This window comes from Asticcacaulis sp. EMRT-3 (assembly GCF_030027245.1).
Classification (GTDB): Bacteria; Pseudomonadota; Alphaproteobacteria; order Caulobacterales; family Caulobacteraceae; genus Asticcacaulis.
This window is the reverse complement of the sequence record NZ_JASERT010000001.1, coordinates 1973391-1992627: the sequence shown is the minus strand read 5'-3', so window position 1 is coordinate 1992627 and position 19237 is coordinate 1973391. Positions and strand designations below refer to the sequence as shown.

Annotated in this window: 18 protein-coding genes; 10 read left to right on the top strand and 8 right to left on the bottom strand. The window is 61.0% G+C overall.

What is annotated here, in order from left to right; translation table 11 throughout:
• Position 1 precedes the first annotated feature (1 nt).
• Entirely contained in the window at positions 2-1615 is a 1614-nt protein-coding gene (gene pgi, locus QB905_RS09610) for a glucose-6-phosphate isomerase (protein ID WP_282974716.1), read from the top strand.
• A gap of 49 nt (positions 1616-1664) precedes the next feature.
• On the opposite strand, the gene QB905_RS09605 is transcribed toward pgi, so the two are convergent.
• Positions 1665-2204, bottom strand: a complete 540-nt coding sequence (locus tag QB905_RS09605; protein WP_282974714.1) for an FKBP-type peptidyl-prolyl cis-trans isomerase — start codon at positions 2202-2204, stop codon at positions 1665-1667.
• Positions 2185-3396, bottom strand: a complete 1212-nt coding sequence (locus QB905_RS09600; RefSeq protein ID WP_282974712.1) for a threonine ammonia-lyase — start codon at positions 3394-3396, stop codon at positions 2185-2187. Before QB905_RS09600 ends, QB905_RS09605 begins: the two co-directional genes overlap by 20 nt.
• A 234-nt stretch (positions 3397-3630) precedes the next feature.
• On the opposite strand from QB905_RS09600, the gene QB905_RS09595 reads away from it, so the two are divergent.
• The 3 genes from QB905_RS09595 to QB905_RS09585 are packed head-to-tail and all read left to right on the top strand — an operon-like array spanning position 3631 to position 6273.
• The gene (locus QB905_RS09595; protein WP_282974710.1) at positions 3631-5625 is read left to right on the top strand and encodes an NAD(+) synthase; all 1995 of its coding nucleotides are present in this window, start codon (positions 3631-3633) and stop codon (positions 5623-5625) included.
• 43 nt (positions 5626-5668) lie between these two features.
• Positions 5669-5896 (top strand): hypothetical protein, encoded by a 228-nt coding sequence (locus tag QB905_RS09590; protein ID WP_282974709.1) that lies wholly within the window; start codon positions 5669-5671, stop codon positions 5894-5896.
• Positions 5893-6273, top strand: coding sequence for a type II toxin-antitoxin system death-on-curing family toxin (locus QB905_RS09585; protein WP_282974708.1), 381 nt, complete (start codon positions 5893-5895; stop codon positions 6271-6273). Before QB905_RS09590 ends, QB905_RS09585 begins: the two co-directional genes overlap by 4 nt.
• A 2-nt stretch (positions 6274-6275) precedes the next feature.
• Here QB905_RS09585 and QB905_RS09580 read toward each other — a convergent pair whose 3' ends face one another.
• Together QB905_RS09580 and QB905_RS09575 are read right to left on the bottom strand one after the other, a co-directional pair.
• A complete protein-coding gene (locus tag QB905_RS09580; protein ID WP_282974706.1) occupies positions 6276-6662 on the bottom strand; it encodes a hypothetical protein in 387 nt (128 codons plus the stop codon).
• Between the two features lie 17 nt (positions 6663-6679).
• The gene (locus tag QB905_RS09575; RefSeq protein ID WP_282974704.1) at positions 6680-7597 is read right to left on the bottom strand and encodes a hydrogen peroxide-inducible genes activator; all 918 of its coding nucleotides are present in this window, start codon (positions 7595-7597) and stop codon (positions 6680-6682) included.
• A 193-nt stretch (positions 7598-7790) separates the two neighbouring features.
• Here QB905_RS09575 and QB905_RS09570 point away from each other — a divergent pair, with 193 nt between their 5' ends.
• The 3 genes from QB905_RS09570 to ahpF all read left to right on the top strand — a co-directional run bounded on the left by QB905_RS09570 (position 7791) and on the right by ahpF (position 10791).
• Positions 7791-8396 carry a carboxymuconolactone decarboxylase family protein gene (locus tag QB905_RS09570; protein ID WP_282974702.1) on the top strand — a complete coding sequence of 202 codons (606 nt, stop codon included), beginning with the start codon at positions 7791-7793 and terminating at the stop codon, positions 8394-8396.
• A 79-nt stretch (positions 8397-8475) separates the two neighbouring features.
• Positions 8476-9039 (top strand): alkyl hydroperoxide reductase subunit C, encoded by a 564-nt coding sequence (gene ahpC / locus QB905_RS09565; RefSeq protein ID WP_282974701.1) that lies wholly within the window; start codon positions 8476-8478, stop codon positions 9037-9039.
• Between the two features lie 162 nt (positions 9040-9201).
• Complete coding sequence (gene ahpF, locus QB905_RS09560; RefSeq protein ID WP_282974700.1) at positions 9202-10791, top strand: alkyl hydroperoxide reductase subunit F; 1590 nt, start codon at positions 9202-9204, stop codon at positions 10789-10791.
• A 52-nt stretch (positions 10792-10843) separates the two neighbouring features.
• Here the strand turns inward: ahpF and QB905_RS09555 are convergent, their stop codons facing one another.
• Together QB905_RS09555 and QB905_RS09550 are read right to left on the bottom strand one after the other, a co-directional pair.
• A complete protein-coding gene (locus tag QB905_RS09555) occupies positions 10844-10999 on the bottom strand; it encodes a DUF3309 family protein (RefSeq protein WP_282974699.1) in 156 nt (51 codons plus the stop codon).
• A gap of 104 nt (positions 11000-11103) precedes the next feature.
• Entirely contained in the window at positions 11104-11841 is a 738-nt protein-coding gene (locus tag QB905_RS09550; protein WP_282974697.1) for a GntR family transcriptional regulator, read from the bottom strand.
• Positions 11842-12185: 344 nt separating this feature from the next.
• Here QB905_RS09550 and QB905_RS09545 point away from each other — a divergent pair, with 344 nt between their 5' ends.
• The gene (locus QB905_RS09545) at positions 12186-14735 is read left to right on the top strand and encodes a family 20 glycosylhydrolase (protein WP_282974696.1); all 2550 of its coding nucleotides are present in this window, start codon (positions 12186-12188) and stop codon (positions 14733-14735) included.
• Positions 14736-14740: 5 nt separating this feature from the next.
• Here QB905_RS09545 and QB905_RS09540 read toward each other — a convergent pair whose 3' ends face one another.
• The gene (locus QB905_RS09540) at positions 14741-15010 is read right to left on the bottom strand and encodes a DUF3144 domain-containing protein (RefSeq protein ID WP_282974695.1); all 270 of its coding nucleotides are present in this window, start codon (positions 15008-15010) and stop codon (positions 14741-14743) included.
• 66 nt (positions 15011-15076) lie between these two features.
• Entirely contained in the window at positions 15077-17263 is a 2187-nt protein-coding gene (locus QB905_RS09535; protein ID WP_282974693.1) for a primosomal protein N', read from the bottom strand.
• 91 nt (positions 17264-17354) lie between these two features.
• Here QB905_RS09535 and QB905_RS09530 point away from each other — a divergent pair, with 91 nt between their 5' ends.
• Positions 17355-18038 carry a DUF484 family protein gene (locus tag QB905_RS09530; protein WP_282974692.1) on the top strand — a complete coding sequence of 228 codons (684 nt, stop codon included), beginning with the start codon at positions 17355-17357 and terminating at the stop codon, positions 18036-18038.
• 221 nt (positions 18039-18259) lie between these two features.
• Complete coding sequence (locus QB905_RS09525) at positions 18260-19186, top strand: tyrosine recombinase XerC (RefSeq protein WP_461781780.1); 927 nt, start codon at positions 18260-18262, stop codon at positions 19184-19186.
• Positions 19187-19237 lie beyond the last annotated feature (51 nt).

Below are 19237 nucleotides of genomic sequence, written 5' to 3'. Positions count from 1 at the left end.
CATGACCTCGTCCACTTTCGCCGCCTTGAACGCCCAGGCCCATGCCGACGCGAATGCGAAAATCGTCGATCAGTTTCGTGACGATCCGCAGCGCCTGAGCCATATGAGCCTTGATGTGGCGGGTATTCATATCGACGTATCAAAGCAGAGCTGGACGAAGGCGGGCTTTGATACGGCCATCGCCCTGTTCGCTCAAAGCGGTCTGGCGACGGCGCGCGACAAGATGTGGGCGGGCCAGGAAATCAATGTCTCCGAAGGCCGCGCCGTGCTGCATGTCGCCTTGCGCGACAGTGACGCTGAAAACCTGCGCCTGCGCGGCGCTGAGATTGCCCGCGATGTCAAATCGGCGCGCGACGCCATGCGCGACTATGCCGAGGGTATTCGCTCAGGCAAGATCACCGGCGCGACCGGCAAAGCTTTTAAGACCATCATCCATATTGGTATCGGCGGTTCCGATCTTGGCCCGCGCCTCGTTTTTCAGGCCTTGCAGCCCTTGCAGCCTGACATCGATGTGCGCTTTGTCGCCAATGTCGATGGCTCGGAACTGGCCCTGGCCCTGACGGGCCTTGATCCGGCCGAAACCCTCGTCATCGCCGTGTCGAAAACCTTCTCGACGCAGGAAACCCTGACCAATTTCATCGAGGCCCGCAACTGGCTGGTGACGGGGCTGGGTGAGGCCGCCGCCACATCGCATATGGCCGCCGTGTCCGCCGCGCCCGACAAGACCGGTGCCTATGGCATCGCACCCGACCGCGTGTTCGCTTTCAAGGACTGGGTGGGCGGACGCTATTCGCTGTGGTCGGCGGTCAGTCTGTCGGTGATCATCGCGCTCGGCTTCGATGTCTATCAGCGCCTGCTCGACGGTGCGCACCAGATGGATCAGCATTTCCTCCATGCGCCGCTTGAGAAAAACGCCCCCGTCCTGCTGGCCGCCGCGCAGATCTATAACCGCATCGGCCTGGATCGCCCTGTGCGCGCCGTCATCCCCTATGTGCACCGCCTGCGCCGCCTCGCCGCCTTCCTGCAACAGCTTGAGATGGAATCGAACGGCAAGCGCACCTCGCCGCAAGGCGTCCTGCTCGACAACAAGACCTGCCCTGTCGTGTTCGGCGACGAAGGCACCAATGCCCAGCACGCCTTTTTCCAGATGCTGCATCAGTCGGAAGACGTGGTGCCGCTGGAATTCATCGCCGCCGCCAAAAATGCCGAGGCTCCGCTCGACATGCAGCAAAAACTGCTGTCGAACGTCATCGCCCAGAGCGAGGCCTTTATGGTCGGCAAGTCGCTCGAAACCTCCGAGGAAGAGTGCCGCAGCTTAGGTTTGGACGCCGCAAAAACCGCCCGGATCGCCCCGCAAAAGGTCTGCCCTGGCAACAAGCCCTCAACAGTCGTCCTGCTTGACGCGCTGACGCCGGAAACGCTTGGCGCGCTTTTGGCGCTTTATGAGCACAAGACCTTCGCCGAAGGCATTGTGATGGGGCTCAACAGCTTCGACCAGTGGGGCGTGGAACTGGGCAAGACGCTGGGTGTCAAGGTGCTCAAGGATATTCAAGGCGCAGACATTGCGCCCCACGATCCCAGCACAACCGCCCTGATCGAACGCATCAAGGGCTAGGACGGTTACAGGCGGGTCATTGGCCCGCCTGCACATGAGAGGGCGAAGCCTATTTCGGTATGGCCAGCAACTGGATATGGAAGACCAGCGCCGAATTGGGCGGAATTTCACCCATATCGCGCTCGCCATAGCCCTGACTCGATGGCACATAGAGCATGATCTCGTCGCCGACATGCATCAGCGGAATCGCCTGCTGCCAGGCGGGCACCAGCCGGTTGAGCGGGAAGGTGGCGGGCTGGTTGCGGGCGTAGGAGGAATCGAATACCGTGCCATCGACCAGCTTGCCCTCATAATTGATGGTCACCGTATCGTCGATCGTCGGCTGCGGGCCGGGATTGGGCGAACGCGAAATGATCTTGTACATCACGCCCGAAGGCAGTTTGACCACGCCGGGCTGCTTGGCGATGTTCGCCAGAAAAGCCTGTCCGGTCTTCAGATTGGCGGCAGCGGCGGCATCGACCGACGCCTCATAGGCGTCCATCGCCTGGGCATTGGCGCTTTTATCCATGGCCTGACCGCAGGCTGTTAAGGCGAGGGCCAGAAACAGGGGGGATGGCAGAAGTGTCTTTTTAATCCATGCGTAACGCATAGCCGGTGCTCCTCAGGGCTTCAGAAATTTCAAAGGCGTGGCGCGGGCCTTGCGTCTCAACCATGATGTCGAACTCGGCCCCCTTGGCCGGCACATCCAGCCCCAGCCGGTTATGCGCCACATCGACGATATTACCGCCCTTGCTGGCGATGGCATCGGCCACCAGAGACAACATGCCGGGGCGGTCATCACCCAAAATCCGATAGGTGACCAGACGCTTGCCGCGCACCAGTTCGCGTTGCAGCACCGAGGCCAGCAGGCGCATATCGATATTGCCGCCGCACAGGATCAGGCCGACATTCTGGCCCTTGAAGCGTTCGGGATAGCGCATCACCGCTGCCAGACCCGCCGCGCCCGCCCCTTCGGCCACCGTTTTTTCGATATTGGCGAAGGCCGCTATGCCGCTCTCGAAATCGGCCTCATCGATGACGATGACATCATCCACCAGCGGATTGGCCAGTGCAAAGGTCAGGTCGCCGACCGCCTTGACCGCAATCCCCTCGGCGATGGTTGAGCCGCCGCTGATGGCGGGCAGGCCCTGACGGCGCGCCGAAAAACTGGGATACATGGCCGCTTCGATACCGATAATGCGGATCCACGGCTTGATGGCCCTGGCGGCGATGGCCACACCGGCGATCAGTCCGCCGCCGCCAATCGGCACCAGAAGCGTGTCGAGTTCGGGGGCTTGGGCCAGCATTTCGATGGCCAGCGTGCCTTGCCCGGCCAGCACGTCCGCATCATTGAACGGATGGACATAGACGCCGCCTTTTTCCGCGCACAACTGGTGGGCGGCGGCGGAAGCCGCGTCATAATCGTCGCCTTCGATCACCACCTGCGCGCCGAAGCCTTGCGTCTTCTCGATCTTCACAAACGGCGTACCTCTGGGCATGACGATGGTGGCCGGAATGCCGAGCCGCGTGGCGTGATAAGCCAGACCTTGCGCATGATTGCCCGCCGAGGCCGCGAAAACGCCGCGCTTGCGCTCGTCGGCATCGAGCTGCAACAGCTTGTTGAGCGCGCCGCGTTCCTTGAAGGCCGAGGTATATTGCTGGTTTTCCGCCTTGACCCACAATTTGCTGCCAAAGGCATGGCTCAGGCGCTGCGAAAAGGCGCAAGGCGTCTGGACGATATGACCGTTAATCCGCGCCGCGGCGGCTTCAATATCGGCGAATGTGACGCGCGGTTCGGTCATGATCTGTGGGTAGCTAAGGAATAAGGCCGTCCTCTTACCAGAGCCGCACGGGCAAGGCTTTGAAAAAATGCGGCCTGTGCGGCAAAGATTATGGTTTCGTATGATATTAAAAATATCAATATGAGCATGAGCACGTAGAAAAATGTCGAAATAGAACCTTGTTTTCACTTTGGACGTGATATGCACACATAAATTGCCTATTTAAAGAGCCATACTCGCTTTCGGATTTTCAAAATGCCGCAAAAACAGCCGGATTTTTTCTCGCCCGCCACACATGGCTTTGTGCGCATCGCCTGCGTGACGCCGAAGGTGCATATCGCCGATCCCGGCGCCAATCTGGCCGAACATCTTAGCTTAGCGCGGCGCGCCGATGCGGCGGGGGCCGATCTGGTTGTCTTCCCCGAACTCAGTCTCAGCGCCTATGCGATTGATGATCTGTTCACGCAGGAAGTCTTGCTCGGCGCAGTCAAGGCGGCGGTCGATGAGCTGATCCGCGCCTCAGTTGACATCCGTCCGGTGCTGGTGGCGGGCGCGCCGCTGCTGATCAGGGGCGCGGTCTATAATTGCGCCGTCGTCATCCATCAGGGGCGGGCGCTCGGCGTAGTGCCCAAGACCTATCTGCCCAATTACCGCGAATATTATGAGCGCCGCTACTTCGCCAGCGGTGCGGATTTGCCATCCGTCCTGATCAATCTGAACGATGCGGCGACACAGGTGGGTACGGATCAGGTCTTCACGGCGGCCGGTTTTGAGGCCTTCACCTTCGGCGTCGAAATCTGCGAAGATGTCTGGGTGCCGCAAACCCCGTCCACGCGGCTGGCGCTGAATGGTGCCACCGTCATCGTCAATCTGTCGGCCTCACCGGTCACGGTCGGCAAGTCGCGTACCCGCAAAGCCCTGTGCGCCGCCGCGTCGGAGCGGCTGTTCTGCGCCTATGCCTATAGCGCCGCCGGGCCGGGGGAATCGACTACCGACCTCGCCTGGGATGGCCAGTCCTTGGTCTATGAGATGGGCGGGCTGATCGCCGAGGGGGTGCGCTTCCGTTCCGATACGATGACACTGGCTGATGTTGATGCCACGCGCATCGTGTCTGAGCGCCTGCGCACCGGCACCTTTCATGATGCGCAGAAGTCCCTGCCGCCGCTGTCGCTGCCGCCGCAGATGTTCGCTTATCAGCCGCACGGCCTGACTGATTTTCATCGCAGCGTAGCGCGCTTTCCTTATGTGCCGAATGATCCCGAACGGCTGGATGAAGACTGTTATGAAGCCTTCAATATTCAGGTACATGGGCTGATGCAGCGCCTGACCGCCACGGGCACGCAGAACGTGGTGATCGGGGTGTCGGGCGGGCTTGATTCGACCCACGCCCTGATCGTCACCTGCAAGGCATTTGATCGCTTAAGCCTGCCGCGCGCGCAGATTCACGGCTATACCATGCCCGGTTTCGGCACCACGGTCGGCACGCGCAATGACGCTTTAAAGCTGATGAAGGCGCTGGGCGTTGCCAGCAATGTGCTCGATATTCGCCCCGCCGCCAAACGGATGCTGCTGGATATTGACCATCCGTTTTCACGCGGTGAGCGCGTCTATGATGTCAATTTCGAGAATGTCCAGGCGGGGCTGCGCACCGATTTGCTGTTCCGGCTGGCGGGCGAGAAAAAGGGCTTCGTGATCGGCACGGGCGATCTGTCGGAACTGGCGCTCGGCTGGTGTACCTACGGAGTGGGCGACCAGATGAGCCATTATAATGTCAATGGCGGCGCGCCCAAGACCCTGATCCAGCACCTGATCCGATGGGCGGCGCGGAAAGAGTTCGACACGAAAACCGCACGGATTCTGGACTCGGTGGTGACGCGCGAAATCTCACCCGAACTGGTGCCGGTCGAGGACGGGGTGGTGCAGAAGACCGAGGACAAGGTCGGGCCTTACGCGCTTCAGGATTTCAACCTCTATTATATTACGCGCTATGGCATGAAACCCTCGAAAGTGGCCTTCCTGAGCTGGCAGGCATGGCGCGATAAATATGATCTGCCGATGATCCGAAAATGGCTGGAGGTTTTCGTCTGGCGCTTTTTCACCGTGTCGCAGTTCAAGCGCTCGGCCATGCCCAATGGCCCCAAGCTTCTGACCGGCGGTGCGCTCAGCCCGCGCGGCGACTGGCGGATGCCGTCGGATGCGAATGCGAAAATATGGCTCGATGAGCTGCGGGCCCATGTACCCGAACTCTAGCTTGTCATGAAATTTCATGATAGGATACAGGCAGGAGAGCGTCATGACCGAACATCAGCCCCGTGAGAAATTCGCCACCCAGATGGACAGCGCCCTGCTGGCCGAACTGCGCGCCCTGGCCCGATCAGAAGGCCGCCAGTTGCAGTCCCTGATCGAGGAGGCGGTTGGCAAGCTGCTGGAAACGCGGCAAACGCCTGCAATTTCCGTTGGAGATGCCTTAAATATGAGTCTGGATCAGTTCGGCCCACTTTATAAGAAGCTGGCTGAGTGACGCGCTACCTGACTCTCGCGGATGTTCTGGCTATCCATGATGTGCAACTGACCCGGTTCGGCGGTGCCAGCGGCGTTCGTGATCCCGGCCAGTTGCAGGCGGCGCTTTTCCGTCCGCAAACGGGCTATTACGACGATCTGATCGCGGAAGCGACCGCGCTGTGGGAAAGCCTGTCGCAAAACCATCCCTTCATTGATGGCAATAAGCGGACAGCCTTTGCCGCCATGCACGTTTTTCTGATCATAAACGGCTATCGTTTGCAAACAGACGTCGCCGATACCATCTCCTTCGTCACGGGCCTTTACGAAACGCACAGTTTTCGTTTTGAAGCCCTGGAGCCGTGGCTGCGGCAACATGCCGTTCCGTTGGCGCTCTGACCCTACTTCACCCGCGTCGCCGTGCCGTTAAAGCTGCACGTCAGGCCGTGATAAGCCGCACAGATGCCGCTTTCGCTGACGGTCACCTTGTCGCCCGCGCGGACTATATCGATGGTGCAGGTGGTGGCGGCGTCGGGTTTCAGCACCAGCCGTAAGTGATCGGGCGCTATGTCCTGCGGCGTTTCACCGCCTGCCAGGCCGACATCTCCGGTGCAGTCCTTGCTGGCCGCCACGAGCGTGACTTTGTGGATATTGGAAATCCGCACCATCAGGTCGCCCTCATAGGTGCCGGGCCAGGGATCATAGGCCGGGGCAGGCGCGGCCACGGGCGCAGGCGCTTGCGGCGCTGGTTTGGAACAGGCCGCGAGCGCCAGCATAGCTAATGACAAACAGATAAACCGCATCCCTACGCCTTCAGCTTTTCGGCCAGAAGCTTTGCCTCGGTGGCGCGGCTCGAACCCGACCGCCAGATGACGACGATGTCGCGGAAGGCATGATCGGATTCGAGCGGGCGCACGCTGACATCGGCGGCAGGCACCAGTCCGGCTTCGACCGCCATCGCCGGCAGCAAAGACACGCCCAGCCCCGACCCGATCATCTGCACCAGCGTATTCAGCGAAGTGGCCGCGAAGCCGCCGCCATTATGGTTATAGGTGGCCAGCGTCTCCGCCGTGCCGGAAGGCGATGTCCACGAACAGGCGCCCAGGGCGTGATCGCGCAGGCAATGGCCGTCTTCGAGCAGGATCAGTTCCTCGCCTTTCAGCGCTTCGGGCGAAATGCGCGTCTTTTGCGCCAGCGGATGATTGCACGGCATGGCGGCCAGGATTTCGTCCTTCAGGATAAAGGCGTGGTCGAGGCCGGTCAGGTCATAGGGCAGGGCGATGACGGCGGCATCGAGCGCCCCCGATTTCAACGCCGCGATCAGGCGCGCCGTCTGGTCTTCGCGCAGGAAGAGGCGAAGCTGCGGAAACTCTTCGCGCAGACGCATCAAAGCCTTAGGCAGCAAAAAAGGCGCGATGGTCGGGATGACGCCGAGCCGGAAGCGCCCGGTCAAGGGCTGGTTGGCACCGCGCGCCGCCTCGACCAGATCCTCGCTGCGCGCCAATATGTCTTCGGCGCGTTTCAGGGTTTCTTCGCCGACCGCTGTCAGGATCACCTGTCCGCGCGACCGGTCAACCAGCCGCACGCCCAGTGTCTTTTCCAGTTCGGCCATGCCGGATGAAAGCGCGGGCTGCGACACAAACGCCGCTTCCGCCGCCGCCATGAAGCTCTTATGCTCGGCGAGCAGTTTCAGATATTGCAATTGGCGCAAGGTGGGGAGCATGGAAAAGCGGTTTCCCAAAAAGTGGCAAGCAACTATAAATATGGCCGATCTCTTCGGCCCGTATTAAGATAAGACAAATTTATAAAAATGCCAAAAACATTTAATTGGATTTTTAGACGTGCCACACTTAAACAGTCTGACTGGCCGCGTGTAAAATCGGCCTTTTCCCTATGCCCAAGGATGATCTGACACAATGTCGCTCGATACCCTGTGCGCTCTGATCCCGCCCTATGCCGCCGATCTGGCCCAGAATCTGACCGTTCTGGCCGCTGAGACGACGCTCGACGATCAGCAGAAATGGGGCACATTTTTAGCCACGGCCCATGCCATCGGGGTTATGCCCGTCGTGCATCATCTCGAAGCCCAGGCGGCCACGCTCTTGTCACCCGAAGCGGTGATCGCGGCGCGGGCGGCGGCGGCGATCATGGGCATGAACAATGTCTATTACCGTTCGCTGCATCTGCTGCACAACAAGGCCTATGAAGGCCTGCCATCGAAGCTGCGCATGAATATCCTGCGCAATCCCGGCGTCAGCAAGATCGATTTCGAACTGTGGTCGCTGGCCGTGTCAGCGGTCAATGGCTGCGGCCTGTGCCTTGACAGCCACGAAAAGGTGCTGCGTGAACATGAGGTCAGTCTCATCCAGATTCAGACTGCTCTGCGCATTGCCTCGGTGGTCAATGCCATATCGGCCGTTTTGCGCGCCGAGGCCAGCCTGGCGCCCCTGTCTATTCCAGCAACCAAGTCGATTTCGGCCACTCAGAATAAAAATATTTTATCGACAAATAAAATAAAATAGATTTTACTTGTTGCGCAAGCGACTCTAGTTTCCCATCTGTCAACCACCCCACCCACCCCGATCCCATAAGGAAATGTCTATGGCCCTCATCAATACCACCATCAAACCGTTCAAGGCCACCGCTTATCAAAAGGGCAAGTTTTTCGATGTCAGCGAAGCCGATCTGAAGGGCAAGTGGTCGATCTTCTTCTTCTATCCGGCCGATTTCACCTTTGTCTGCCCCACCGAGCTGGAAGACCTTGCCGATCACTATGACACCTTCCAGAAGATGGGCGTCGAAATCTACTCCGTCTCGACCGACACCCATTTCTCGCACAAGGCCTGGCACGATTCCTCGCCCGCCATCGGCAAGATCAACTATGCCATGCTCGGCGATCCGTCCGGCGTCGTGACCAACAATTTCGAGGTCATGCGCGAAGGTATCGGTCTGGCCGACCGTGGCACCTTCCTCGTCGATCCCGACGGCGTGATCCAGTTCATGGAAATCACCGCCGAGGGCATTGGCCGCAACGCCGCCGAACTGCTGCGTAAGGTCAAGGCTGCGCAATATGTGGCCTCGCACCCCGGCGAAGTGTGCCCGGCCAAGTGGGAAGAAGGCGAAAAGACTTTGGCGCCTTCGCTTGATCTGGTCGGCAAGATCTAATTAAGGCGTGGGGGAAACGATCTTTCCCCCACGAACCCCCTTTGACGGTGAGAAAAGCGCCCCTTGGGGCGGCCCTTCGGGCGCTTTTCACATTCTCCTTATCCGGGCTTCGCGGAGCCTGAATATGGACAATGATTTCCTTAAATTTGAAGGAGTACGAACATGCTTGACTCCGGCATGAAGGCCCAACTGAAAGCCTATCTTGAGAACCTGCGCGTGCCCATCGAACTGATCGCCCATGTCGATCAGGGGGCGAAATCGCGCGAACTGCTCGACCTGCTCGAAGACATTGTCGCGGCCTCCGATAAGGTCAGCCTCAATGTGTCGCAAGGTGGCGCGCGCGTGCCGTCGTTTGACATTACCCGCCCCGGTACGGATGCGTCCATCACCTTTGCCGGCCTGCCGATGGGCCACGAATTCACCTCGCTGGTGCTGGCCCTGCTTCAGGTGGGCGGCCATCCGCCGCGCGTTGAAGCCGATGTGATCGAACAGGTCAAGACGCTGGAGATCGAGGGCGAGCTGCGCTTTGAGACCTATTTCTCGCTGTCGTGCCAGAACTGCCCCGATGTGGTGCAGGCGCTGAACCTGATGAGCGTGCTCAATCCGAAGATCAGCCATGTGGCTATCGACGGCGCCCTGTTTCAGCAGGAGGTCGAAGACCGCAAGGTCATGGCCGTGCCGACCGTCCTCCTCAATGGCCAGCCCTTTGCGCAGGGCCGCATGGGGCTGGAAGAAATTTTGGCGAAGATCGACACCGGCGCGCAAAAGCGTGAGGCCGAGAAGATCAGCGCCAAGTCGGACTTCGATGTGCTGATCGTCGGCGGCGGCCCTGCCGGCGCGGCGGCGGCCATCTATGCGGCGCGCAAAGGCATCCGCACGGGCGTGCTGACCGAACGTTTTGGCGGGCAGGTGCTCGATACGATGGCGATCGAAAACTTCATCTCGGTGTCGCACACCGAAGGCCCCAAGCTGGTCACGGCGCTGGAGCAGCATGTGCGCGACTATGAGGTCGATGTCATGAACCTGCAACGGGCCACGGCCCTGATCCCGGCGGCGGTTCCGGGCGGCCTGGCCGAGGTGAAGCTGGAAAACGGCGCATCGGTCAAGGCGCGTACCGTCATCCTGTCCACCGGGGCGCGCTGGCGTCAGATGGGTGTGCCGGGTGAGGCCGAATACCGCAATAAGGGCGTGGCCTATTGTCCGCACTGCGATGGCCCTCTGTATAAGGGCAAGCGCGTAGCGGTGGTGGGCGGCGGCAATTCCGGCGTCGAGGCGGCCATTGATCTGGCCGGTATCGTGTCTCACGTCACCCTGCTGGAATTTGCTCCGGAACTGCGCGCCGACGCGGTTTTGCAACGCAAGCTCTATAGCCTGCCGAACGTGACCGTGCTGACCGAAGCCCAGACGACCGAAGTGCAGGGCGATGGCGATAAGGTGACGCGCCTGACCTATAAAAACCGTCTGCATGACACGCTGCACGACATCGAACTGGAAGGCATCTTCGTCCAGATCGGTCTGGTGCCCAATACCGAATGGCTGAAAGGCGGGGCGGTTGCCTTGTCGAAGCACGGCGAGATCGAGGTTGATGCGCGCGGCGAAACGTCCGTGCCGGGTATTTTCGCGGCGGGCGACGCCACTACTGTGCCCTATAAGCAGATCGTCATCGCGATGGGCGAAGGCTCGAAAGCGGCTTTGTCGGCCTTCGATTACCTGATCCGCTCAACCGCTCCGGCGGATACCTTAGCCGCCTGACGGACATGAAAAAAGGGGGCGCTCAGGCGCGCCCCCGCGATTTTCCCGATGTCTAAATCCGGCCCAGCAAGACCAGAATGATGACGACGACGACCACCAGACCCAGGCCGCCGCTCGGTGCATAGCCCCAGCTACGGCTGTGTGGCCAGGTCGGCAGGGCGCCAAGCAGCAACAGTATAAGAACAACGAGCAGAATGGTGCCGAGCATGGGCGTGTTTCCTCTTATGATGATAAGAGGCAGAATAGGGGCGCGCCGGTAAGGGCGATATGGGCAAGGGCGGGGCGGTATATAAAAACCCAGCGTGGCTCTGATCAGGCGCGGTTCAGTTCGGCCACCACATCATAGGCATCACCGCGATACCACGAATGGGTGAATTCCGCCGCCCGGCCATCGGCCAGAAAGCCGCGCCGCTCGATAAACAGGCCCGGATCGCCCGGTTTGATGCCCAGACTATGCGCCTGATCATGGCTGAAAGCGATGGCGCGCAGGCGTTGCAGGGCGCGCACCGGGCGATGGCCAGCGGCTTCCAGCGCGCCGTAAAGTGACTCACCCACGCTTTCGATGGAGGGCAGGCAATAGGCCGGGATGGTCGAATATTCGAGCGCCATCGTCAGGCCGTCGGCATAGCGCAGGCGCTGAAAGCGATAGACGAGGCTGCCGGGCGACAGGCCGAGCGACAGCGATTCTTCCGGCGTCACAGCCCCTGCCGAGCGCGCCAGCCATTCCGAATGGGGTTTGCGCCCGCGCGAAATCATATCTTCGGAAAAAGATGACAGCTTGGAAAAGCTCTTTTCGATGCGCGCCGCCACGAAGGTGCCTGCTCCCCTGCGCCGTGTGATCAGGCCCTCGCTGACCAGTCCGTCCACGGCCTTGCGCACGGTCAGGCGCGACACGCCGAACTCTTCGGCCAGATCGCGCTCAGCCGGAATGGCGGCTTCGGGATTGATGAGGCGGCTTATAATGGCGTCGCGCAGGATCTTCTGCAACTGCATGTACAGCGGTGCCGGATCGTCGGCCACAAGGGCGCCGACCGTATCGACAAATGACATCTTCGCTCTCCTGCGAACGCTTTTAGGGCGAATGCTCGAATTCTGACGGCGGCATCCGTTGAGCGGGGGATCGCACAGCTTTCCACCCGGCTTGACCCTAGGGCATTGGTATGGTCGCGTCAAGTTTGGCGAGTGCGGTTATTCGAGGCTTCGGGCCAACAGACGGCTTACTTTTCAAGCGAATTGCGCGGAAAAGCCATCGCATGGAGTCGGGTATGGTCGATGTGTGACGCCAATTGGTATTACATAGGATATAAATTTATTCCATAGAGGTATTATCGCGGCGATTGACAAGTCATCGGCCCTGCGCCACCTTGCCATGACGATAAAGCCGGGAGGGCCGCATGATCACCATAGGCAATGCAACGAAGCTGGCCGGTCTGGCTCTGCTGATCCTCATGCCCGCCTCTTCGTCCGTCGCGGCCCCGGCGCAAGGTCAGGCCGCGCTCGATGCCTTTGCTGATCATCTCGGCTATCGCTATACGATTCTCGATAATCATGCAGGCCCGGCGGAATTCGCCAGTGAGATCGACCTGACCCTGCCTGCCACCTTGCCGCCATCCGGCTGGTCGCTTTATTTCGGCATGGTCAATGCCATCCACGCGGCGGGCACCGATACCGGCCCGTTTGACCTCACCCACATCAATGGCGATCTGTACCGCCTGACGCCGAAGCCGGATGCGGTGCTGCAACCGGGCCAGACCTATGCGCTGAAACTGATGGCCGAGGGGCATTTCTATTCGCGTTTTCACGCCATGCCCAATGCCTATATCGCCGCCGATGGCCTGAAGGCGCGCATCATCGCCGCCACGAAGCCGGTCTATGATCCGGCCACCGATATGGAAAACCTGCCCTTCGTCGCCCCCATGACCGACGCGGCCAGGCTGGAAACCGCTATAGCGGGCGACGAAACCCGCTGGCTGACGCCGCAGCGCGCCTTCGCCGAAAATGTCGCCCATGAAGCCGCCGCGTCTGCGCCCGATGTCATCATCCTGCCGACGCCATTAGCGGCGAAGCACCTGCCCGGCGCGCGGCTTGATCTGCGCCGCGGCATCCATCTGAACCTGAAGGGGCTGGAGCGCGCCGATATTGCCGCCGCCCTGGCCGATCTGCCCTTCCGTGAAAGCGCCAAAGGCCTGCCGGTCAGCATTAGCGTGACGGGTGAGGGCGCGCCCGAATCCTATCATATGCTGGCGCAAAACGGCCGCATCGCCATTACCGCTGCGGATTCCGCCGGGGCTTTTTACGCACTGGAATCGCTGGGTGAGCAGGCCGCCTATGAGCATGATCGCCTGCGTCCGCTCGATATAACGGATGCGCCACGCTTTGGCTTTCGCGGCCTGCATCTCGATCTGGCGCGTAATTTCGAGAGCAAGGCGCAGATTCTGAAAATCATCGACGAAATGGGCCGCGACAAGCTGAACAAACTGCATCTGCATCTCGGTGACGATGAGGGCTGGCGGCTGGTCATTCCCGGCCTGCCCGAACTGACCGATATTGGCGGCCAGCGTTGTAACGACATGGCTGAGAACCATTGCCTGCTGCCGGAACTGGGCGCAGGGCCAACTGGAAAGCCCAATAGCGATGGCGGCGTCAATGGCTATCTGACGCGCGCTGACTATATCGACATCCTCCGCTACGCCAAAGCGCGTCATATCGAGGTGATCCCGTCGTTCGACATGCCGGGTCATTCGCGCGCCGCTATCCGTGCGATGGAGGCGCGTTACCGCCGCCTGATCGCCGCCGGTCAGCCTGAGGCCGCCGCCGAATACCGCCTGATCGATCCGGCCGACACCACCGTCTATGACAGCGTGCAACACTATGACGACAATACGCTCAATATCTGCCTGCCCTCGACCTATCACTTCATCGACCATGTGATCGACGCCATCAAGGCCATGTACGAAGAGGCGGGCGCGCCTTTGCGCATCTATCATATCGGCACCGATGAAACCGCCGGTGCCTGGAAGGATTCGCCCGCCTGTCAGACGCTGATGCAGGAGGAAGGCGTCGATCTCAAGCAATTGGGCAATCGCTTCATCGTCAAGGTGTCGCAGATTCTGGCTTCAAAGGGCATAGAACCGGCGGGGTGGAGCGACGGCATGGGCTCGGTCGATCCGGCGCAAATGCCCGCGCGCGTGCAGTCCAATTCGTGGGGCGGACTGTTTTCCGGCGGCGTGGCCGATGCGCAGCGCCAGGCCAATCAGGGCTGGGACGTGGTGATGTCAACGCCGGAAGTCCTCTATTTCGACATGCCCTATGCGCCCGATCCCGAAGAGCGCGGCTATGACTGGGCGTCGCGCGGCACCTCGCTGTACAAGGTGTTCAGCTTCCTGCCGGCCAATCTGCCCGCCAATGCCTCGGTGATGAAGAACGGGCTCGACCAGCCCGCCACCATCGCCGACACCACGCCGCTGACCGATGGCCACAAGATTGCCGGTATGCAGGGCCAGTTATGGAGCGAAACCGTGCGCTCCAACGCCATTGCCGATTACATGCTGTTCCCGCGTACCCTGGCTCTGGCCGAACGCGCCTGGCACAGGGCGGACTGGGAGCCTGATTACAAACCGGGCACGTCTTACAGCTATGGCGATGGTCAGGTGTCGCAAGCCGCGCTCGACGCCGACTGGCAGAGCTTTAACGCCAAGCTGACGCCACATCTGGCCGAACTGGACCGCGCCGGGATCATCTACCGCTTGCCGCCGCCGGGCGCGCGTATTACGGGCGGTGTGCTGGAGGCCAATATCGCCTATGGTGATCTGGCTATCGAATATCGCGTGAATAATGGCCCTTGGCAGACTTACCGTGGCGCGGTGGCGGTGAGCGGCCCGGTGGCGCTCAGGTCGGTATCGCCGGACGGCAAGCGCTATAGCCGGACGGTCAGCGTGCCGTAAACGGGCTATCCGGCCCCGGCCAAGCGCGCATATTCGTCATAATGCTGGTTCAGCATGTCGCGGTACTGGTCAGTCAGGCGCATGATAATGGTGTCGCGGTCGGGCACCAGATTGTCGCCCTCCACCTGCGAGACGACAAACACCGAATAGCGCGCGGCGGCATGGTTGAAGGCCACGGCCACCAGTTCGGGATCGGCGCTTTTATGGTGGCTGTTGGCCAGATCTATATGGCTTGAGGCCATGCTGACAAACTGTTCCTGATCCGATGCGGCCATTGGCGCGTCTCCTGATGTAAATTGACTATTTATGATCAAATATGCGCGAAGTAGGACTTAAGTCAATCACAGGAAGCTGTAGGGGTCGATGTCAACGACCAGCCGCACCGCATTGGGGCGCTTGATCGCCGCCAGCCAGTGGGTCACGAAGGCCTGCACATCGCGGTTGCGGTCGGCGCGCACCAAAAAGCGCTTGCGCCACTGGCCGCGCACCAAAGCAAGCGGCGCATCAGCGGGGCCATAGACCTCGATGCCGTCGCTATTGGGGATGAACAAAGCCAGTTCGCGCGAAAACCTATTGAGCAGATCCTGATCTTTCGCGGAAAGTATCAAGGCGGCCAGCCGTCCGAAGGGCGGGAATTTCGCCATCTCGCGCGACATGGATTCGTAAGCATAAAAAGCGTCCCGATCCTGTCGCATCAGGGCCTGCATCACCGGATGTTCGGGCGCATAGGTCTGGATAATGGCCCGCCCCGGCTTCAGCTTGCGCCCGGCCCGCCCCGTCGCCTGCTGCAAAAGCTGGAAGGTGCGCTCGGCGGCGCGCAAATCGCCGCCCTTCAGGCCGAGATCGGCATCGACAATGCCGACCAGCGTCAGATGAGGGAAGTTATGCCCTTTGGCGGCGGCCTGGGTGGCGATGACAATATCGATCTCGTGGTCTTCGATGCGGCGGATCAGTGAGGCCGAAGTACCGGGATCGGGCGTGGTGTCGGACGAGAAAATCTCGGCCCGCGCCTCAGGAAAACGCTCGGTCACCTCCTCCAGAATCCGCTCCACCCCCGGCCCGACGCCCATCAAACTATCAACAGCGCCGCAATGCGGGCAGGCCTTGGGTTTGCGCATCGAAAAGCCGGTCAGGTGACAGACCAGCCGTCCACTCGAACCCGAAGACCCGCGATGCTCAACCAGCCAGGAATCGGTCTTGGGCGAGGTCATCTTCTCACCGCACGCCTTGCACAGCACCAGCGGGGCATAGCCACGCCGGTTGAGGAACAGCATCACCTGTTCGCCTCTTTGCAAAGTGGCCTGAATCTCCGCCACCAGCGGATCACTGAGCCAGCGATTCTTCTCCGGCGGGTGCGCCTTCATATCGATCAGGCCGATGTCGGGCAGGCGCGCCGTGCCGTGGCGCTGCTCCAGCCGGATCCAGCCATAACGGCCCGTTTGCGCATTGGTCAGGGTTTCCAGCGACGGCGTGGCCGAGGCCATGATCACCATCGCCCCATCGAGGCGGGCGCGGAAAACGGCCAGATCGCGGGCGTGATAGCGTGTGCCTTCTTCCTGCTTGTAGGAGCCGTCATGTTCCTCGTCGATGACGATCAGGCCGAGCCGCCGATAGGGCAGGAAGAGGGCCGAACGCGCCCCCACCACCAGCCTTACCCGGCCTTCGGCCACCCCCTCCCAGATGCGGCGGCGGCCCGAATTGGCGATGTCGGCGTGCCACTGCGCCACCTCCACCCCGAAACGCGCCTGTAATCGCCCCATCACCGCCTGAGTGAGGGCGATTTCCGGCAGCAGGATCAGCACCTGCGCGTCGGGGTCATCGCGCAACACATCGGCGACGCTTTCGAGATAGACCTCGGTCTTGCCGGAGCCGGTAACGCCATCGAGCAGCACCGGCGCAAAGCCGTGCTTCGCCTGTTCCATGCGCAGCAATTCATGCGCTGCCGCCTGACTTTCATTGAGGCGCGGCGGGGCGAAATCAGGATCGGGCTGGGGCAGGTTTTGCGCGCCCGGCAGGTCGATCTTGCGCAGCACGCCGTCCTTTTCCAGCCCGGAAACCGTGGCGGTCGAAACCCCCGCCGCCAGGGCCAGTTCGGAAAGACCCATCGGCATCAGGGCCGTATCGATCACCGCCTGACGGGCCTTGCTCATGCGTGAGGGCGCTTGTCCGGTCAGCACATAGCCCTGTCTGGCCTGCGGGCGCGGGTTTTTCAACGCGCGCAAACAGCCATTGAGAAACACGCCCGGCGGGGTCAGGGTCCAGTTGGCCGCCCATAGCCAGAAATGCAGCGAATTTTCAGGTGCGGGCGGATCGTCCAGCCTTTGCTCAACGGCCTTGAGATTGGGGCGCTCTTCGTCTTCGGGTGGCGCAAAACCGATCACCATGCCGCGCACCTTCGTGTGGCCAAGAGGCACGATGACATGATCGCCAGCCATAAGCGTCATACCTTCGGGCACGCGGTAATCGAGCGCTTCATTCATCGGCGCCAGAACAACGATGCGGGCAATGGAGGCAGGAGCGGGACTCATCCACAAGCCTCTAACACGAAATTTCGCGCTTTGTCACAACCGCGCAGCAAAAGCGCTTCACAGAGCGGAATGGCCATTCTAAGGTGGCCCGATGAGCACAGAAGGCGGCGTGACATATCCCGATCTTGACGACTGGCAGGCCCTGCGCCGCCATCTGATGAAGCACGCCGACGCCCTGAAAAGTGACAAGGCCCTGCTCGAAGCTCTGGGTTTGCAGGCGCGCCAGCGTCATCTGATCGATTTTGGCCCGGCGGCCTTGTCGCGCCTCGAACAGCGCGCGCTCAAGGATATGGATGTCCGCCGTCAGCTCGAAGTGACCGCCAAGGCCAATTTCGACGCCCAGAGCGAAACCCACGGCCTGGTGCTGAGCCTGATGGAGGCGCGCAATCCTTCCGATCTGGCGCGCCGGCTCAATGAAGAGGCGCGCCACCGCTTCGGCCTGACCGCCGCCGTCATCGCCATGGAAGACACAGCGCCCGTGCCGCTGGGCTGGAAAACGCTCGATTATGGCGGCGTCGATTATATTATCGGCGAAAATGCTCTGTCGCTGCTCGGCCCCGAAGGGGTCTGCCGTGTCCTGTTCGATAAAGAGGTCAGCCGCGTCAAGAGCGCCGCTGTGCTGCGCATTGCCCTGTGGCGCGAAGGCCGGCCAGGACTGGTGGCTTTTGGTTCCAGTGATTATGACGGCTTTTCGGCCGATATGGGGGCCGAACTGGTGGCCTTTGTGGCGCGCGTGGTGGAGCGCGTGGCCGAGCGCTGGCCTGTTTTGGCCTGATCCGGTCAACTTGACGTGAGGATAAAGATTTCCTTACGCTTTGGTCTTAAAATCACCCACAAGTCGGCCTATATCTGAGATCATAAGATGCCCCTCTGCGCCTATGAGGCCTCCCTTCCCGACGCCCCCCCAAGGTTCGGCAAGGAGACAGCCCTCTCACCACTCCCGCCAGTCCGCAAGGACGGGGAGGGAGGCCGCCCCGGCGCAGAGGGGTGTTTTTTGTGTCTGTGACCCCTCTCAATCTGGCGGATGCCGAACGCGCCTGGCTCGACAGCCTGAAGGCGCGTCGCTATTCCCCGCGCACCCTCGAAGCCTATGCCCACGCCTTTCGCGGCTATCTGGCCTGGCTGGGCGGCACGGTGTCCGCGGCCCTGACGCTTGAGGATGTGGTGATGGTGTCGGGCGGCGATCTGCGCGGCTGGATGGGCCATTTGCGCGGCAAGGAAAAACCTTTGTCGGCGCGCTCTCTGGCCCAGCATCTGTCGGCCATCAAATCGTTTCACACCTATCTCGACCTGCACCACGACCGGCCCAATGCACAGGTCAGCCTGATGCGCGGGCCGCGTTTGAAAGCCACCCTGCCGCGACCGCTCAATGAGGATCAAGCGCGTGGTCTGCTCAATGAAACGCGCATGGATTCAGACCGCGAGCCTTGGGAAAAGGCCCGCGACGAAGCGGTTTATCTGTTGCTCTATGGGCTGGGTTTGCGCATTTCCGAGGCGCTGTCGCTGCGGGTGAAGGACGCGCCTTTGGGCGATACGCTGCGCATCACGGGCAAGGGCAACAAGATGCGCGTCCTGCCGGTTCTGGCTGCTGTGCGCGAGGCGGTCGAAATGTATCGGGCCAAACAGCCGTTCGCTTTGCAGGCAGAAGACCGGCTGTTTCGCGCCAAACGCGGTGGTGCATTATCGCCGCGCCATGTGCAGGCCTCGGTGCAGCATCTGCGCTCACGGCTGGGCCTGACCGACCGCGCCACGCCGCACGCCCTGCGCCATTCCTTCGCCACCCATCTGCTCGGTTCGGGGGCCGATCTGCGTTCGATTCAGGAACTGCTCGGCCATGCCTCTCTTTCGACCACGCAGAAATACACCCAGGTCGATACCGAAAAACTGCTCACAGCCTACGCGGCGGCCCATCCGAAGGGGTGAGCCACCTCATCAACTTGTCGCCACATTATCGGCATGTTACGCCTGAGACAT

Coding starts and splice junctions, on each gene's coding strand:
- QB905_RS09570 (WP_282974702.1), top strand. CDS start 7,791: ATGTCGCTCGATACCCTGTGCGCTCTGATCCCGCCCTATGCCGCCGAT.
- QB905_RS09590 (WP_282974709.1), top strand. CDS start 5,669: ATGACCGAACATCAGCCCCGTGAGAAATTCGCCACCCAGATGGACAGC.
- QB905_RS09605 (WP_282974714.1), bottom strand. CDS start 2,204: ATGCGTTACGCATGGATTAAAAAGACACTTCTGCCATCCCCCCTGTTT.
- QB905_RS09530 (WP_282974692.1), top strand. CDS start 17,355: ATGAGCACAGAAGGCGGCGTGACATATCCCGATCTTGACGACTGGCAG.
- QB905_RS09550 (WP_282974697.1), bottom strand. CDS start 11,841: ATGTCATTTGTCGATACGGTCGGCGCCCTTGTGGCCGACGATCCGGCA.
- QB905_RS09600 (WP_282974712.1), bottom strand. CDS start 3,396: ATGACCGAACCGCGCGTCACATTCGCCGATATTGAAGCCGCCGCGGCG.
- QB905_RS09545 (WP_282974696.1), top strand. CDS start 12,186: ATGATCACCATAGGCAATGCAACGAAGCTGGCCGGTCTGGCTCTGCTG.
- QB905_RS09555 (WP_282974699.1), bottom strand. CDS start 10,999: ATGCTCGGCACCATTCTGCTCGTTGTTCTTATACTGTTGCTGCTTGGC.
- QB905_RS09535 (WP_282974693.1), bottom strand. CDS start 17,263: ATGAGTCCCGCTCCTGCCTCCATTGCCCGCATCGTTGTTCTGGCGCCG.
- pgi (WP_282974716.1), top strand. CDS start 2: ATGACCTCGTCCACTTTCGCCGCCTTGAACGCCCAGGCCCATGCCGAC.
- ahpC (WP_282974701.1), top strand. CDS start 8,476: ATGGCCCTCATCAATACCACCATCAAACCGTTCAAGGCCACCGCTTAT.
- QB905_RS09595 (WP_282974710.1), top strand. CDS start 3,631: ATGCCGCAAAAACAGCCGGATTTTTTCTCGCCCGCCACACATGGCTTT.
- QB905_RS09540 (WP_282974695.1), bottom strand. CDS start 15,010: ATGGCCGCATCGGATCAGGAACAGTTTGTCAGCATGGCCTCAAGCCAT.
- ahpF (WP_282974700.1), top strand. CDS start 9,202: ATGCTTGACTCCGGCATGAAGGCCCAACTGAAAGCCTATCTTGAGAAC.
- QB905_RS09575 (WP_282974704.1), bottom strand. CDS start 7,597: ATGCTCCCCACCTTGCGCCAATTGCAATATCTGAAACTGCTCGCCGAG.